Annotated in this window: 10 protein-coding genes; 4 read left to right on the top strand and 6 right to left on the bottom strand. The window is 70.4% G+C overall.

Features of this window, described 5'->3' with window-relative positions:
• Positions 1 to 50 precede the first annotated feature (50 nt).
• Genes JOB34_RS16630 through JOB34_RS16640 form a run of 3 tightly spaced genes read right to left on the bottom strand, consistent with a single transcriptional unit; the run spans position 51 to position 5,766 of the window.
• Positions 51 to 3,473: an error-prone DNA polymerase gene (locus JOB34_RS16630; RefSeq protein WP_208053754.1), complete on the bottom strand. Its 3,423-nt coding sequence runs from the start codon at positions 3,471 to 3,473 to the stop codon at positions 51 to 53.
• 14 nt (positions 3,474 to 3,487) lie between these two features.
• Entirely contained in the window at positions 3,488 to 5,068 is a 1,581-nt protein-coding gene (locus JOB34_RS16635; RefSeq protein ID WP_208053755.1) for a DNA polymerase Y family protein, read from the bottom strand.
• Positions 5,065 to 5,766, bottom strand: a complete 702-nt coding sequence (locus JOB34_RS16640) for a hypothetical protein (protein ID WP_208053756.1) — start codon at positions 5,764 to 5,766, stop codon at positions 5,065 to 5,067. Before JOB34_RS16640 ends, JOB34_RS16635 begins: the two co-directional genes overlap by 4 nt.
• A 61-nt stretch (positions 5,767 to 5,827) precedes the next feature.
• Between JOB34_RS16640 and JOB34_RS16645 the strand changes: the two genes are divergently transcribed.
• Complete coding sequence (locus JOB34_RS16645; RefSeq protein ID WP_208053757.1) at positions 5,828 to 6,376, top strand: dihydrofolate reductase family protein; 549 nt, start codon at positions 5,828 to 5,830, stop codon at positions 6,374 to 6,376.
• Between the two features lie 6 nt (positions 6,377 to 6,382).
• Here JOB34_RS16645 and JOB34_RS16650 read toward each other — a convergent pair whose 3' ends face one another.
• Positions 6,383 to 6,895 (bottom strand): ferritin, encoded by a 513-nt coding sequence (locus tag JOB34_RS16650; protein WP_179479153.1) that lies wholly within the window; start codon positions 6,893 to 6,895, stop codon positions 6,383 to 6,385.
• 72 nt (positions 6,896 to 6,967) lie between these two features.
• Positions 6,968 to 8,368 carry an MFS transporter gene (locus JOB34_RS16655; protein WP_243758299.1) on the bottom strand — a complete coding sequence of 467 codons (1,401 nt, stop codon included), beginning with the start codon at positions 8,366 to 8,368 and terminating at the stop codon, positions 6,968 to 6,970.
• Positions 8,369 to 8,482: 114 nt separating this feature from the next.
• Between JOB34_RS16655 and JOB34_RS16660 the strand changes: the two genes are divergently transcribed.
• Entirely contained in the window at positions 8,483 to 9,367 is an 885-nt protein-coding gene (locus JOB34_RS16660) for an aminoglycoside phosphotransferase family protein (protein ID WP_243758308.1), read from the top strand.
• Positions 9,368 to 9,442: 75 nt separating this feature from the next.
• Here the strand turns inward: JOB34_RS16660 and msrA are convergent, their stop codons facing one another.
• Complete coding sequence (gene msrA, locus JOB34_RS16665) at positions 9,443 to 10,111, bottom strand: peptide-methionine (S)-S-oxide reductase MsrA (RefSeq protein ID WP_208053760.1); 669 nt, start codon at positions 10,109 to 10,111, stop codon at positions 9,443 to 9,445.
• 195 nt (positions 10,112 to 10,306) lie between these two features.
• On the opposite strand from msrA, the gene JOB34_RS16670 reads away from it, so the two are divergent.
• Entirely contained in the window at positions 10,307 to 13,330 is a 3,024-nt protein-coding gene (locus JOB34_RS16670) for a glycine--tRNA ligase (RefSeq protein WP_208053761.1), read from the top strand.
• Between the two features lie 53 nt (positions 13,331 to 13,383).
• On the top strand, positions 13,384 to 13,764 hold the full coding sequence (locus JOB34_RS16675; RefSeq protein WP_179479159.1) for a VOC family protein: 381 nt from the start codon (positions 13,384 to 13,386) through the stop codon (positions 13,762 to 13,764).
• Positions 13,765 to 13,785 lie beyond the last annotated feature (21 nt).

Genomic DNA, 13,785 nt, shown 5'->3' on the forward strand with positions numbered 1-13,785 from the left:
CATCGGGAGCACGTGCGTGCCCGATCGAGCGCGCATCCACTCCCACGTCGTCAGCGGAAGTCGCGGGAGGTCAGCTCCACGGCGATCGGCAGCTTCTCCAACCGGTCGGCGACCACGTTGACGATGTTCTCCGGTGACCGTTCGAGCACGCCGCGGATGATCATGGCGGATGCGGACCGGGCTATGACGCGGTAGCGGTGCCAGACGCCCCGGCTGCAGATGATGTTGATGAGGCCGGTCTCGTCCTCGAGGTTGAGGAACGTGATGCCGCTCGCGGTCGCCGGCCGCTGCCGGTGGGTCACCACCCCGGCCACCTCGATGCGCCGACCGGACTCGACCGTGAGCAGGTCACTCGTGCGCAGGACGCCCCGCTCGCGCATCACCGTGCGGGCGTGCCGCATCGGGTGGTCCGCGGGGCTGATGCCGGTGGCCTGCAGATCATGGATCAACAGCTCACCCAGGGTGAGCTCCGGCAGCAGCGGGGGCTGGTAGGGCACGTTGATGTCGAGCTGGCCCTGCTTGATCGCCGTGGCATCGGCTGCCTGCCACAGCGCACCACGTCGCGAACCGGACAAGTCATCGAGCGCTCCGGACAGCGAAAGCGCCTCCATCTGCTCGGTGTCCAGTTCGGCACGCCTGGCGAGGTCGCTCAGGTCGGCGAATCTGCCGTCCCGTTCCCGGCACGCGACGATCCGCTCGGCGACCTCCTGGCCGAGCGCCGAGACGTCGTCCAGGCCGAGGCGCACGCTGTGCTGCCTGTCGCGGCGGTGCCGCTCGGTGTCCGGAGGTCGTGTCGCGTCGAACTCGCCGATCTCGTCCTGCTGGTAGTCCTGCAGGCAGGACTCCATGCCGCCGCCCATGCCGTGAGTGGCACCGTCCTCAGCCTCCAGGTCGGCATAGACGTTCGAACGATGGATGTCTGGTTGTAGCACGTTGACGCCATGTCTTCGGGCGTCACCGACCAAGGTCTGCGGTGAGTAGAAACCCATCGGCTGGGCACGCAGCAACGACGCCAGGAACGCCGCCGGGTAGTGCAGCTTCAGCCACGAGCTCGCATAGACCAGCACCGCGAAGCTGAGGGAATGCGACTCCGCGAAGCCGAAGTTCGCGAATGCCTCGATCTTGTTGTAGATCTCGTCGGCCGTCTCCGGCGCGATCCCGTTGGCGGCCATCCCGTCGTACAACTTGGCCTTGAGCGTCTCGATCTTCTCGACACCCCGCTTGGATCCCATCGCTCGGCGCAACAGGTCGGCGTCGGCGGTGCTGCAGTTGCCGACGGTGGTGGCCATCTGCATCAGCTGCTCCTGGAAGAGCGGGATGCCGAGCGTGCGCTCCAGGACGTCCTCCAGCAGGGGGTGCGGGTAGGTGACCGCCTCCTCGCCGGTACGACGCCGGATGTACGGGTGCACCGCACCGCCCTGGATGGGACCCGGGCGGATCAGCCCGATCTCGACCGTGAGGTCGTAGAAGCAGCGCGGCTTCAGGCGGGGAAGGGTGCCGATCTGCGCACGGCTCTCCACCTGGAAGACACCGATCGAGTCGGCGCGGCACAGCATGTCGTAGACACCGGGCTCGTTGCGGGGGATCGTCTCCATCCGCCACACCTGCCCGAAGTGGGTGCCCACCAGGTCGAAGGTGTGCTGGACGGCGGCCAGCATCCCGAGGCCCAGCAGGTCGAACTTGACCAGCCCCATCCATGCGCAGTCGTCCTTGTCCCATTGCAGGACAGTACGATCGGTCATCCGGGCCGGCTCGATGGGGCAGACGTTGCCGACCGGTTCGTCGGTCAGCACCATGCCGCCGGAGTGGATGCCCAGGTGCCGGGGGAAGGTGAGCACCTGGCTGGCCAGCTCCACGACGGCCGGAGCGATGTCGTGGTCGGTGCTGTCGATCTGCCCGCCCCACCGCTCGACCTGCTTGGACCAGGCGTCCTGCTGTCCCTGGCTGTGCCCAAGGGCCTTGGCCATGTCGCGCACGGCGTTCTTGGGGCGGTAGGTGATGACGTTGGCGACCTGGGCGGCGTTGCGGCGGCCGTACTTCGCGTAGACGTGCTGGATGACCTCCTCCCGGCGTCCGGCGTCGAAGTCGACGTCGATGTCGGGCGCCTCCTCGCGCAGCTCGGACAGGAACCGCTCGAAGGGCAGGCCGTAGAAGATCGGGTCGATGACCGTGATGCCGAGGGCGTAGCAGACGGCCGACGCGGCAGCGGATCCCCTTCCCTGACAGAGGATCCCCTGCTCGTGCGCGAAGCTGACGATTTCGTGCACGATGAGGAAGTAGCCCGGGAAGTCCTTGGCCTCGATCACCTGCAGCTCGTGCTCGAGTCGCTCCCGGTGGGCCGGGGTCAGCTCCTTCCACGCCTGCGCGGCGCCCTGCCAGGTGAGCTCGCGCAGCCAGCTCATCGGCGTGTGCCCGTCGGGCACCTCCTGGCGAGGCAGTCGCGGGCTGGCGGAGCGCAGCCGGAAACCCAGGTCGGCGGCGATGTCGGCGGTGCGCTCGACCGCGCCGGGGAACCGGGCGAAGCGTGCCCGCATCTCGGCGCCGCTGCGGATGTGCGCCTGGTCGCTGCTCGGCAGCCACCCGTCGAGATCCTCCAGACTGCGACGGGCCCGGACCGCGGACAGCGCACTCGCCAGCCGGAACCGGTCGGGAGCGGCGTAGTGCACCGCGTTGGTCGCCACCGTGTCGACGCCGACGCGGCGGGCGATCTCGGCCAGTCGGTCGATGCGCAGACTGTCTGCAGGGTCGCCGTGATCGGTGAGCTCGACGAGCACGTTGGCGGCACCGAAGAGGTCCTGCAACCGGCGCACCTCAGCGAGGGCCGCGTCGTCACCGGAGCGTTCCAGCGCCTGCCGGACCATCCCCTTGCGGCAGCCGGTGAGCACCGTCCAGTGACCTGCCGCGGTATCGGCCAGCGACGCCAGGTCGTAGATCGGTCGGCCCTTCTCCGACCCCGGCGCCAGGTGCCCGTCGGTGAGGGCTCCGGCCAACCGGTGGTATCCCTCCTGACCGCGGGCCAGCACCAGCAGGTGGCTGCCCTCGGGGTCGGGCATACCGTTCTGTGGCGCGGTCAGATCGAGGGACAGCTCGGCGCCGAAGACGGTGTCGATGTCGCCGAACGCCTCGGCCGCCTCGGCCATCCGCACCACGCCGTAGAGGCCGTCGTGATCGGTCAGCGCGATGCCCCGCAGCCGTCGCCGGACCGCCTCGGTGACCAGTTCCTCCGGCGAAGAGGCGCCGTCCAGGAAGCTGTAGTGGGAGTGCGCGTGCAGCTCGGCGTAGGGCACCACCGGCCCGTCGTCGACGTCGTCCTCCGGTGGCAGCGTCGGTGCTTCGAACGCGGTGCGCTTGCGCGAGAACGCCGGTCCGTCACCGCCGTCGGCGGGGTACGCCGGTCGCTGGGCGGGCCTGGTGCCCTCCGACAGCAGCCGCTCCAGGTCCGACCACGGGATCGGCGGGTTACTGAATCCCACGGTCGCGGGTCTCCTCAGTCATAGCGCGCCTCGGTCCACCAGTGCTCGCCGCCGGCCAGCAGCAGCCACGCTTCGTTGTGGTCGTCGATCATCTGGAATCTGTTGACGTTCAACGGGTTGCGCCACCATCTCTGCTGGATCGGCCACGGGCCGGCCCAGGCGGTGACCCGGCGCGCCGGGCCGTCGCCGAGGCGCAGGGTGGCCGGTGGCATCGACAGGCCGCCGCGCCGGTCGACGCGTACGACGGCCTCCTCGGAATCGAGCACCACCGCGGGGCGGGCCTGCGCGAAGACCGTCGACGGCGCCGGGCCGGGCAGCGACCCCGGCCACGGCTGGTCGGTACGACGCTGCGCGGACGTCGGGATCGCCTCACCCCACGGCCGCAGCACCCGGCGTTCGTCGAGCAACCGGCCGCCGCCGACGCTGACCGACAGCACCGCGTCGTGACCGAGGCGCGCCTGTAGTTGGGTCACGGTGCGCACCACGTGCTCGTCCGGCCGGTCGCCCCACAGCCCCTCGGCGTGGTGGGAGGCGCTCTCCAGCGATTCCGGCGCCATCGTCACCAGGGTGACGGCGTCGTACCGTTCGCTGGTCTCGGCGGAGAACTCATCGAGCTGCCACCGCACCCGGTCCAGCAGCTCCGCCCCGGTGAACTGCCACGGATGACGCCAGAGTCGTTCGTGCACCAGGCCGGCCTCGGTGTGCAGGGTGAGCCGGATCTGGTTGCAGACCAGGGCATGCTCCATCAGTGCGGTGATGAGCCGGTCGATGGCCGGGGTGCACAGCGCGACCAGCTGCTCGACGTCGCCCACCGGCGGATCGCAGATGACCCGCAGGTCGAGGTCGAGCGGCACCGACCGGGGTGAGATGGCCGGCGCGTCCTCGCCGCAGGCCAGCTGGTGGGCGCGCAGACCGGTGGCCCCGAAGCGCGCGTGCACGTCACCTCGGGGAAGGGCGGCGAATTCTCCGAGATGGCGGATCCCCATGCGGCGCAACATGTTCGGCATATGGGCGTCGTCCACCGCTGCGCTGAGCACGGTCACCGGCAGACCGGCCAGGAAGGAGGTGGACCCGCCGGGCGGCACCTGCAGCCAGGGCACCTCGCCGGTGGTGGCGTAGGCGGACTGCTCGGCGGTGAAGAGTCCGTCGGCCACGGCAAGCCGTACGTCGTGGTCGAACTCCTCCTGCACGGCGGCGGCGAGCGCATCGGCCGCTGCCGCCTCGCTGCCGTAGAACCGGGCCATCCCGACGGCACGCACCGCGGCCAGTCCCGGCCGGATCACCTGCACCAGGGGAGCGCGCTGCTCGATGACGCGCAGGACGGGCTCGAAGGCGCGCTGCTCGACCTCCGGGTCGTGGAGCAGGACCTGCAGATCCGGGCACCTGGCCTGGGCGTGCCGGATGCGCAGGCCCTCGGTGACGCCCTCGGCGGCGGCCGCCGCCGAACAGGCCAGCACGATCCCCTTGGCCACGACCGCCAGCGGCGCGTCGGCCGGCGCGCCGGCCGCCTCCTGCGCGGCGACCAGCGACCAGCCCGGCCACCAGAGGGCCAGCACCCGCACCGGCGTCGAGGTCGCCGGGAGCATCCTGCTCATGCCGGCCATGCCTCTACTGCCTGTACTGCCTGTGCTGCTTGTATTGGCCAGCCGAGGTCGGCGGTGCGCTCCCGATGCCGCTCGGTGACGGTGATCCTCAGCCGCTGACGCATCAGCGCGCCGTACCCCTGGCCGAGGCCGTCCCAGCCGGTCGTCACGGCCTCGATGTGCGCGGCCGCCCGGGGCCAGGCGCCGGCCACGATCATCGTCGTACGCCGGATGCGCAGCCGGGCGTGCAACCGCTCGACCTCACCCGGGGTCACGTGCGGCGGGCGGGAGGTGAGGATCAGATCGGCGATCTCGGTCAGGGCGGCGACCACGCTCACCCAGTCCTGCGACGGGGGGTGCGGCACCAGGACCAGTCGGGTCAGGTCGGCGCCCCAGGCGGCGGCCGACTCTACCCCGAAGTGCGGCAGTCCTACTGCGGCACACCAGGATCCGGTCCTGGTCGGCTCGGCCAGCAGACCCATGGCCACGGTGGTCGAGCCGGAGAGGGTGTAGACGCTGCCGAGCCGCAGCCCGGTGGGGAAGCTGTCGCGCAGGTCGGGATGCACCGGTACGCCGGGCAGAGCGGGCACAGCTGAGCTCTGCCGGACCTGTCCCGCCTGCCTCTTCTGCCCGCCGGTCTCGCGACGCAGCAGGTCGTGCAGGTGGGCGACCGTCTCGTCACGCGAGGTCACCGGTGGGGGAGGCAGCATCTCTCCATGATCGAACACGCGTTCGAAAGACGCAAGTGCCCCGTCCGACTAGCGTGACGCCATGCTGCTCTACTCCATCGGCGCCTCGATGGATGGTTTCATCGCCGACCGACGGGGCGCCTTCGACTGGTCGGCGCCGAGCGATGAGCTGTTCGCCTTCCACCTGGAGCGCGTGCGGGAACTCGGCGCCCACCTGTGCGGGCGCAAGCTCTACCAGACCATGCTCGTGTGGGAGACCGACCCGTCGCTGCGCGAGACCGAGCTCTACGCGGCGTTCGCCGACGTGTGGAGCGCCCTGCCGAAGGTCGTCTTCAGCCGCACGCTCGAGCGCGTCCAGGGGAATGCCCGGCTCGCCGAGGGATCGGTCGCCGAGGAGATCGCAGCGCTCGCCGCCACCGGCCGGGACGTCGAGATCGGTGGTGCCGACCTGGCCGCCCAGGCGATCGAGCTCGACCTCGTCGATGAGTTCCGGATCTTCCGCTACCCGATCGTCGTCGGCGGAGGCACACCGTTGCTGCCACCGGTCACCACGGATCTGCGGCTCGATCTGATCGAGACCAGGACGTTCGGGCCGGTGGTCTACGAGCGCTACGCGCGGGCCCGCGGCTGACGCCGGTCAGGCTCCCGCGGACACGTTGCCGCGCCGCGAGAGTTCCTCGTCCAGATGCAGCAGGCCCGGCCCGTCGTCGTCGATCCGCTTCAGACGGCCGATGATCGCGTCGACGGTCGATTCCTCCTCGATCTGCTCCGCCAGGAACCAGTCGAGCAGCGGCCGGGAGTCCAGATCGCCCTCGGACTCCGCGGTCCGGTAGAGCTCGCGGATGGAGGCGGAGACCTTCTGCTCGTGCTGCAGGGCGAGCTCGAAGCAGCGCAGCACGGAGGAGACGGGCTCGGCGTCCGGGCCGTCGATGGTGCCGATGACCGGGCGGTTGTCGCGGTCGCTCGCGTGGTCGATGAATTTGTTGGCGTGCACGATCTCCTCGTCCGCCTGATGGCGCAACCACGCGGAGACCCCCGGCAGATCCAGCTTGCCCATGTCGATCGCCAGCTGTCGGTAGACGATCGACGCGCGCAGCTCCAGGGTGATCTGTGCGCTGAATGCCGTCTCGAGGGCGTCGCTCATCTTCATCTCATCGACCTTAGGCATCCGACGCACCCCTGACCAGGCAGCGGAGGCGGGCCGCGCAAGCCCCGGCGGCGTCTACCTGACGGCCGCGACCTCGGCCACCCGCTCGTTGACGTCCTCCAGGCTGCGTCCGGTGGTGCGCGGTCCGAAGAGCCCGATGTCCACGCAGAGCACGGCCATGATGACCGCCGACCCCGCGAAGACGCCGCCCGCGTGGAAGTGGTCGAGCGCGCTGACCGCGATGAACGGCAGCACCGCCGAGGTCAGCCGGGAGAGCGAGTAGCAGCTGCCGACCGCGCTCGATCGCACGGTCGTGGGGAAGATCTCCGCCTGGTAGACGTGGTAGGCGTTGGAGAAGACGTTGCTCGACACGGTCAGCAGGAAGCCCGCGGACACGATCACCGCGGTGTTCGTGGCGACCCCGAAGGTGATGCCGAACAGCGCCATCAGCACGGCCGCCACGATGATCAGGAACTTGCGCTCGACACGCTCCACGATCGGCACCGCGACCAGCGCGCCGATCGGATACCCCAGGAACGACAGCGCCGCGAAACCGAGCGAGTCGGTGACGTTGTAGCCCTTGCTCTTCAGCACCAGGGGAGCAAGGGTCCCGAATCCGTAATAACCCACGGTCTGCAGGACGTTGAACACCGCGAGCATCACCGTGCGCCGGCGGTACTCCACGCCGAGGAGCACACGCAGAGGGACACGGCGCGCCTCGACCGGCGCGTCGGCGGGCTGGGTGTGCGGCTGCTCGGTGCGGGCGGCGGGGACCGCGCCGCTGCGGCGTTCGATGTCGGACACGATGGCGTCCGCCTCGGCGTGGCGCCCACGCGACTCCAGCCAGCGCGGCGACTCCGGCAGCAGGGTGCGCGCGGCGAAGACGAAGACCGCCCCGAGGCCGCCGGCGATCAGCAGCCAGCGCCAGCCGTCGAGGCCGAGGATCTGGTGCTTCGCCACGACCCGCGCGCCGATCAGCGCCGCGAGTGGCACCCCGAGGAAGCCCACGACGTACGCCCACGAGATGTACCGACCGCGCACCCGGCCCGGCAGGAACTCGGCCAGGTAGGTGTCCACCAGCACCAGTTCGGAGCCGATCCCGACTCCGCACAAGAAGCGCAGGATCACGAATACGGTCAGGTTCGGGGAGAAGCCGGCCGCGATCGACAGCACCGAGTACGACGCGAGGTTGAGCATGAACACCTTGCGGCGCCCGATCCGGTCGGCGAGGCTCGACATGGCCAGTGCACCGACGAACATCCCGGCGAACGCCGCCGCGATGACCATGGCCTTGCCCGTGGTGCCGAGACCCCACTGCTCCGCGAGCACCGTCGCCAGCACGCCGCCGAGGAACACCTCGTAGAGGTCGAAGAACGACCCGATCCCCACGATCGCGGTCATCCGTCGATGCCAACCTGAGACCGGCAGCGCATCGAGCCGTTCGGCAGAGTCGGAGTACGTCGTGGTCGCCGTCATCGCATTCCTTCGCATCGTCGCCTGCCCATGCTAGGTGCATTCATCACCTATGCAGAGGAGGCGCGGAAAGGCGCTCACGGCGCTACGGACCGGCACGACAGGATGGCGCGCGTGATGCACGGAAGGGAGACGCGCATCGATCCGGCGCTCGTCGCCGACCTGGTGGCCCGCCAGTTCCCGGCGTACGCCGAGCTGCCGATCCGGCAGGTCCGCTCCGGCGGCACCGAGAACGCCGTGTTCCGACTGGGCGAGCGACACGCCGCTCGGTTCCCTCTGCACGAGGGGTCGGTGCCGAGCCTGGTGAAGGAGATCCGCTGGGGTCCGGCCTTCTCGGCGAGGGCCTCGCTGCGGACGCCGATGGTCGAGGCGGTCGGTGCGGCGGGACCGGGCTACCCCTACCCGTGGGCGATCGTGCGCTGGCTGGACGGGCGTGACGCGCAGGAGGTCGCCGTCGGAGACAGCGAGCAGGCAGCCACCGCGCTGGGCGACTGCGTGCGCTCGCTGTGGTCGCACTCGCAGGACGCGCCGCCGGCAGGCGTGCTCAGGGGATCGCGCGGCGGTCCGATCGGCATACGTGACAGCGACTTTCGCGAGGCACTATCCCGGTGCACCGGGCTGACCGACACCGCACGCGAGATCTGGGAGGTGGCGCTCGCGGCACCGACGTGGGACGGACGCCCGGTGTGGCTGCACGCCGACCTGATTCCGGGCAACCTGCTCGTCCGTGAGGGGCGTCTCGTCGGGCTGCTCGACCTCGGCGCGATCGCGACGGGCGATCCCGCGTACGACGTCACGGCCGCGTGGTTCGTCTTCGACGGCCCGCGCAGAGCGACCTACCTGCGCGCGCTCGGCGTCGCTGTCGGGGGGCCGGTCTGGCTGCGCGCCCGCGGCCTGGCCGTGTCGCAGGCCGTGATCGCCCTGCCGTACTACCTGCACACCAACCCCACGATGGTCGCCATGGCGCGGCGCTGTCTGACGGAAGTGCTCGCCGAGCCCTAGAGCGGTGTCCAGATGTCGGTTCGGGAGGGTCGCAGCGACGCGCAACCCTCCCGAAGTGACTTCTCGACCGCTGGATCAGGTGGTCGGCGGCAGCACCGACTGCTGGCTGGGCACCTCGTCCTGACGCAGCAGACCGATCGGGCAGGTCAGCCCGTTGGGGCCGTGGTTGCAGTAGCCGCCGGGGTTCTTGTGCAGGTACTGCTGGTGGTAGGCCTCGGCGTAGTAGAACTCACCGGCCGGGGCGAGCTCGGTGCTGATCTCGCCGTGGCCGTGCTCGGTCAGGACCTGCTGGAACGCCGCGCGGGTGGCCTTGGCGGCCGCCTCCTGCTCGGGCGTGGTCCAGTAGATCGCCGAGCGGTACTGGGTGCCGACATCGTTGCCCTGGCGGTACTTGGTCGTGGAGTCGTGGTTCTCCCAGAAGATCTTGAGCAGGTGCTCCGCGTCCGTCTGCTTCGGGTCGTACGCGATGAGCACCGCCTCGGTGTGCCCCGTCCGCCCGGTGCAGGTCTCCTCGTACGTCGGGTTGGGGGTGATGCCGCCGATGTACCCGACAGCAGTGGTCACCACGCCCGGCGCCTGCCAGAAGAACCGTTCGGCCCCCCAGAAGCAGCCCATCGCGACGTACAGCACCTGGGTGCCGTCGGGCCACGGGCCCTTCAGCGGCGTGCCGAGGACCGCGTGCGTCGCGGGCACATGCTCCATGGGCGTCGAGCGCCCGGGCAGTGCCTCGTCGGGGGAGACCATGGTGCCAACTCGTCCGAAACCGAAGATCATGTCTGTGCAACGACCGGGGCCGCGTAAACCTTCCGCACCCGGCAGGGCGCGACGTGGCCGGTTTGCGTCCGTGGCCAGAGCGGCAGCACTGGCCACGGACGCAGAACCCTCACGTCGCCGCAAACCGATTCGGTGGCGTCGCCGCCCGTCGATAGCCTTGCCCACGTGCTGACCGTGCAAGACGCCCTGCTCACCCTGCAGAAGTTCTGGACCGACCGTGGCTGCATGGTGGTCCAGCCCTTCAACACCGAGGTGGGTGCGGGCACCATGAACCCCGCCACGCTGCTGCGAGTGCTCGGACCGGAGCCCTGGCGGGTCGGGTACGTCGAGCCGAGCGTGCGCCCGGACGACAGCCGGTACGGCGAGAACCCCAACCGCCTGCAGCAGCACACCCAGTTCCAGGTGATCCTCAAGCCCGACCCGGGCAACCCGCAGGAGCTCTACCTGGAGTCATTGGCGGCCCTCGGCATCGACCTGCACGCGCACGACGTGCGGTTCGTGGAGGACAACTGGGCCCAGCCTGCGATCGGCGCGTGGGGCCTGGGCTGGGAGGTGTGGCTGGACGGCATGGAGGTCACCCAGTTCACCTATTTCCAGCAGGTCGGCGGCCAGAACCTCGACCCGGTGAGCGTGGAGCTGACCTACGGCATCGAGCGGATCATGATGGCCCAGCAGGGCGTCAGCCACTTCAAGGACATGCTCTATGCGCCGGGCATCACCTACGGCGAGGCATTCGGCCAGCAGGAGTACGAGATGTCGAGGTACTACCTCGACGACGCCGACGTGCCGACGAATCGCGAACTCTTCGAGCGCTACACGGCCGAGGCGCGCCGCTTGGTCGAGGCCCGTCTCCCGGTGCCGGCGCACACCTACGTGCTGAAGAGCAGCCACGCGTTCAACGTGCTGGACTCCCGCGGCGCCATCTCCACGACCGAGCGCGCACAGGCGTTCTCGACGATGCGGGCGCTCGCGCGCGACGTCGCGGCCCTGTGGGTCGAGCGCCGCGCCGAGCTGGACTACCCGCTGCTGAAGTCCGACGCCGCCCCGGTCCTGACCGGTGCCGCGGTCATGCCGCCCCACCAGGGTGAGCAAGAGCAGGACACCGTGAGCGCCGACGCACCGGCCGAGGACTTCGCGTTCGAGATCGGCGTCGAGGAGCTCCCTCCGCATGTCGTCGGGCAGGCGGTGGAGCAGGTACGCAGCCTGCTCACCGACGGTCTCGCCGCCAGCCGGCTCACCCACGGCGAGGTGTCGGTGCTCGGCACCCCGCGCCGGATCGTCGCCCACGTGCAGGACGTCTCCGCGTACGAGCCGGACGCACAGACGATGCGCAAGGGCCCCAAGGTCGGCGCCGCGTACGACGACGAGGGCAACCCCACCAAGGCCGCCCAGGGCTTCGCCCGCGGTCAGAAGGTCGACGTCGCCGACCTGGTCCGCGCCGAGTTCGACGGCGCCGAGCACGTGGCGGTACGCATCGACCAGCCGGGCCGCGACGCCCTGAGCGTCCTCGGCGACCTCGTCGCGACCACGGTCGGCGAGCTGCGCGCCGACCGCAACATGCGCTGGTCCGATCCCGAGCTGACCTACAGCCGTCCCATCCGATGGGTCGTCGCGCTGTGGGGCGCGCTGGTCGTGCCGGCTCAGGTGTCGCTGCTGCGCACCGGCCGCACCACCTACACCAAGCGCGGTGACGCCGACCCCCTCGTGCGGGTCGACAACGCGCAGACCCTGGCGCCGATCCTGGCCGAGCGCGGCATCGTGCTCGACGCCGCGGAGCGCCGCAGCTCGGTCGTGGCGCAGGCCACCGCACTCGCCGCGACCGTCGGCGGCGTCGTGGACTTCGAGGACGAGGCCGCCCTGGTCGACGAGATCACCAACCTGGTCGAGCAGCCACGCGGCATCCTCGGCAGCTTCGAGGAGCGCTACCTGAAGCTGCCCGAGCAGATCCTCACCACCGTGATGCGCAAGCACCAGCGCTACCTGCCGGTGCGGAACGCCGACGGATCGTTGCGCCCCTACTTCGTCACCATGGCGAACGGCGTGTGCGACGACGACGTGGTGCGCGAGGGCAACGAGAAGGTGCTGCGCGCGCGGTACGAGGACGCGGCGTTCTTCTACGACGCGGATCTGCAGACACCGCTCGCCGACCTGCGGTCCGGCATCGGCAAGCTCACCTTCGAGAACCGGCTGGGTTCGGTGGCGCAGCGCGCCCACCGGATCGCCGACGTGGCGTCCGCGCTGGCCGGGGACCTCGAGCTGGGCTCCGATGACCGGTCGACGCTCACCCGCGCGGGCGAGCTGGCCAAGTTCGACCTGGCCTCGCAGATGGTCATCGAGCTGTCGTCGCTGGCCGGCACCATGGCCCGCGAGTACGCGCTGCGCGCTGGTGAGAGCCGGGCCGTCGCCGACGCGCTGGCCGAGATGGAGCAGCCGCGCAGCGCCGGTGGAGCGATCCCGCGCACCGTGCCCGGTGCGGTGCTGGCGCTCGCCGACCGCTTCGACCTGCTGGCCGCCATGTTCGCCCTCGGCGCCAAGCCCACCGGCTCATCCGACCCGTTCGCCCTGCGCCGGGCAGCCCTCGGAGTCATCAGCATCCTGCGCGAGCACGAGGCGCTCTCCCGGGTCACGGTCGATTCCGGACTCACCGCGGCTGCGAAGCGGTTGCGAGAGCAGGGGATCGAGGTCGGTGACGAAGCCGTCTCCGCCGCCCGGGAGTTCACCGTCGGCCGACTGATCCAGCAGCTACGCGACGAGGGCGTGGATGCCAGACTCGCCGACGCCGTGGCTCCCCTCTCCGCATCGCCGGGCAAGGCCCAGGCGGCTCTGGGAGATATCGAGAAGACCCGCACCGACCCGAGGCTGGCCACGCTGGTCGAGGCGGTCCAGCGGATCACCCGCATCGTGCCCGCGGGCACGCCAGCGGCGTACGACGCGAGCGTCCTGGTCGACCCGGCCGAGGTCGACCTGGAGCGCCTCGTCGCGGCGCTGCCCGACCACCGCGCCGACGCCATCCCCGGATGGCTGCCCGACGCGTCCGTGCTCGTGGGGCCGCTGACCCGGTTCTTCGACGAGGTCCTGGTGATGGCGCCGGACGAGCGACTGCGCGCGGCCCGCCTGGGTCTGCTGCAGACCATCGTCGACCGTGCACCGGACGGCATCGACTGGCAGGCGCTGAACTCGGCCCTGTAAGGGCGGCGAAGTAACCCGTTGTCCTGACGGCCCTCGGCTGGCAGCCTGCTCGGATGGCATCCCGCGCATCCAACTTCTGCATCGACGCCGCCGACCCCTACACCCAGACCCGGTGGTGGGCGCAGGTGCTGGACGACTTCGTCATCGACCCCGAGTACGACGCCGATCCGGGTGCCGAGGAGGACGGGCTACGCGGTCCGGACGACCGTTTCCTGCTCTTCTTGAAGGTCCCCGAGCCCAAGACGGTCAAGAACCGGATGCACCTGTGCCTGCGTCCGACCGACCGGAGCCGTGACGAGGAGGTCGACCGGATCCTCGCGCTGGGGGCGACGATCGTCGACGACCGCCGCAACGGTGACAAGGGCTGGGCCGTGCTCGCCGACCCCGAGGGCAACGAGTTCTGTGTGCTCGGTCCCTACCGGCCGGGCAGCTGACACCGGGCCGACAGGGACGGC

The organism is Allobranchiibius sp. GilTou38 (assembly GCF_017565325.1).
GTDB lineage: Bacteria > Actinomycetota > Actinomycetes > Actinomycetales > Dermatophilaceae > Allobranchiibius > Allobranchiibius huperziae.

What these genes read in the sequence shown, in the direction of transcription:
- JOB34_RS16635 (WP_208053755.1), bottom strand. Translation starts at nt 5,068, where the DNA reads ATGAGCAGGATGCTCCCGGCGACCTCGACGCCGGTGCGGGTGCTGGCC.
- JOB34_RS16640 (WP_208053756.1), bottom strand. Translation starts at nt 5,766, where the DNA reads ATGCTGCCTCCCCCACCGGTGACCTCGCGTGACGAGACGGTCGCCCAC.
- JOB34_RS16645 (WP_208053757.1), top strand. Translation starts at nt 5,828, where the DNA reads ATGCTGCTCTACTCCATCGGCGCCTCGATGGATGGTTTCATCGCCGAC.
- JOB34_RS16650 (WP_179479153.1), bottom strand. Translation starts at nt 6,895, where the DNA reads ATGAAGATGAGCGACGCCCTCGAGACGGCATTCAGCGCACAGATCACC.
- JOB34_RS16655 (WP_243758299.1), bottom strand. Translation starts at nt 8,368, where the DNA reads ATGACGGCGACCACGACGTACTCCGACTCTGCCGAACGGCTCGATGCG.
- JOB34_RS16660 (WP_243758308.1), top strand. Translation starts at nt 8,483, where the DNA reads ATGCACGGAAGGGAGACGCGCATCGATCCGGCGCTCGTCGCCGACCTG.
- msrA (WP_208053760.1), bottom strand. Translation starts at nt 10,111, where the DNA reads ATGGTCTCCCCCGACGAGGCACTGCCCGGGCGCTCGACGCCCATGGAG.
- JOB34_RS16675 (WP_179479159.1), top strand. Translation starts at nt 13,384, where the DNA reads ATGGCATCCCGCGCATCCAACTTCTGCATCGACGCCGCCGACCCCTAC.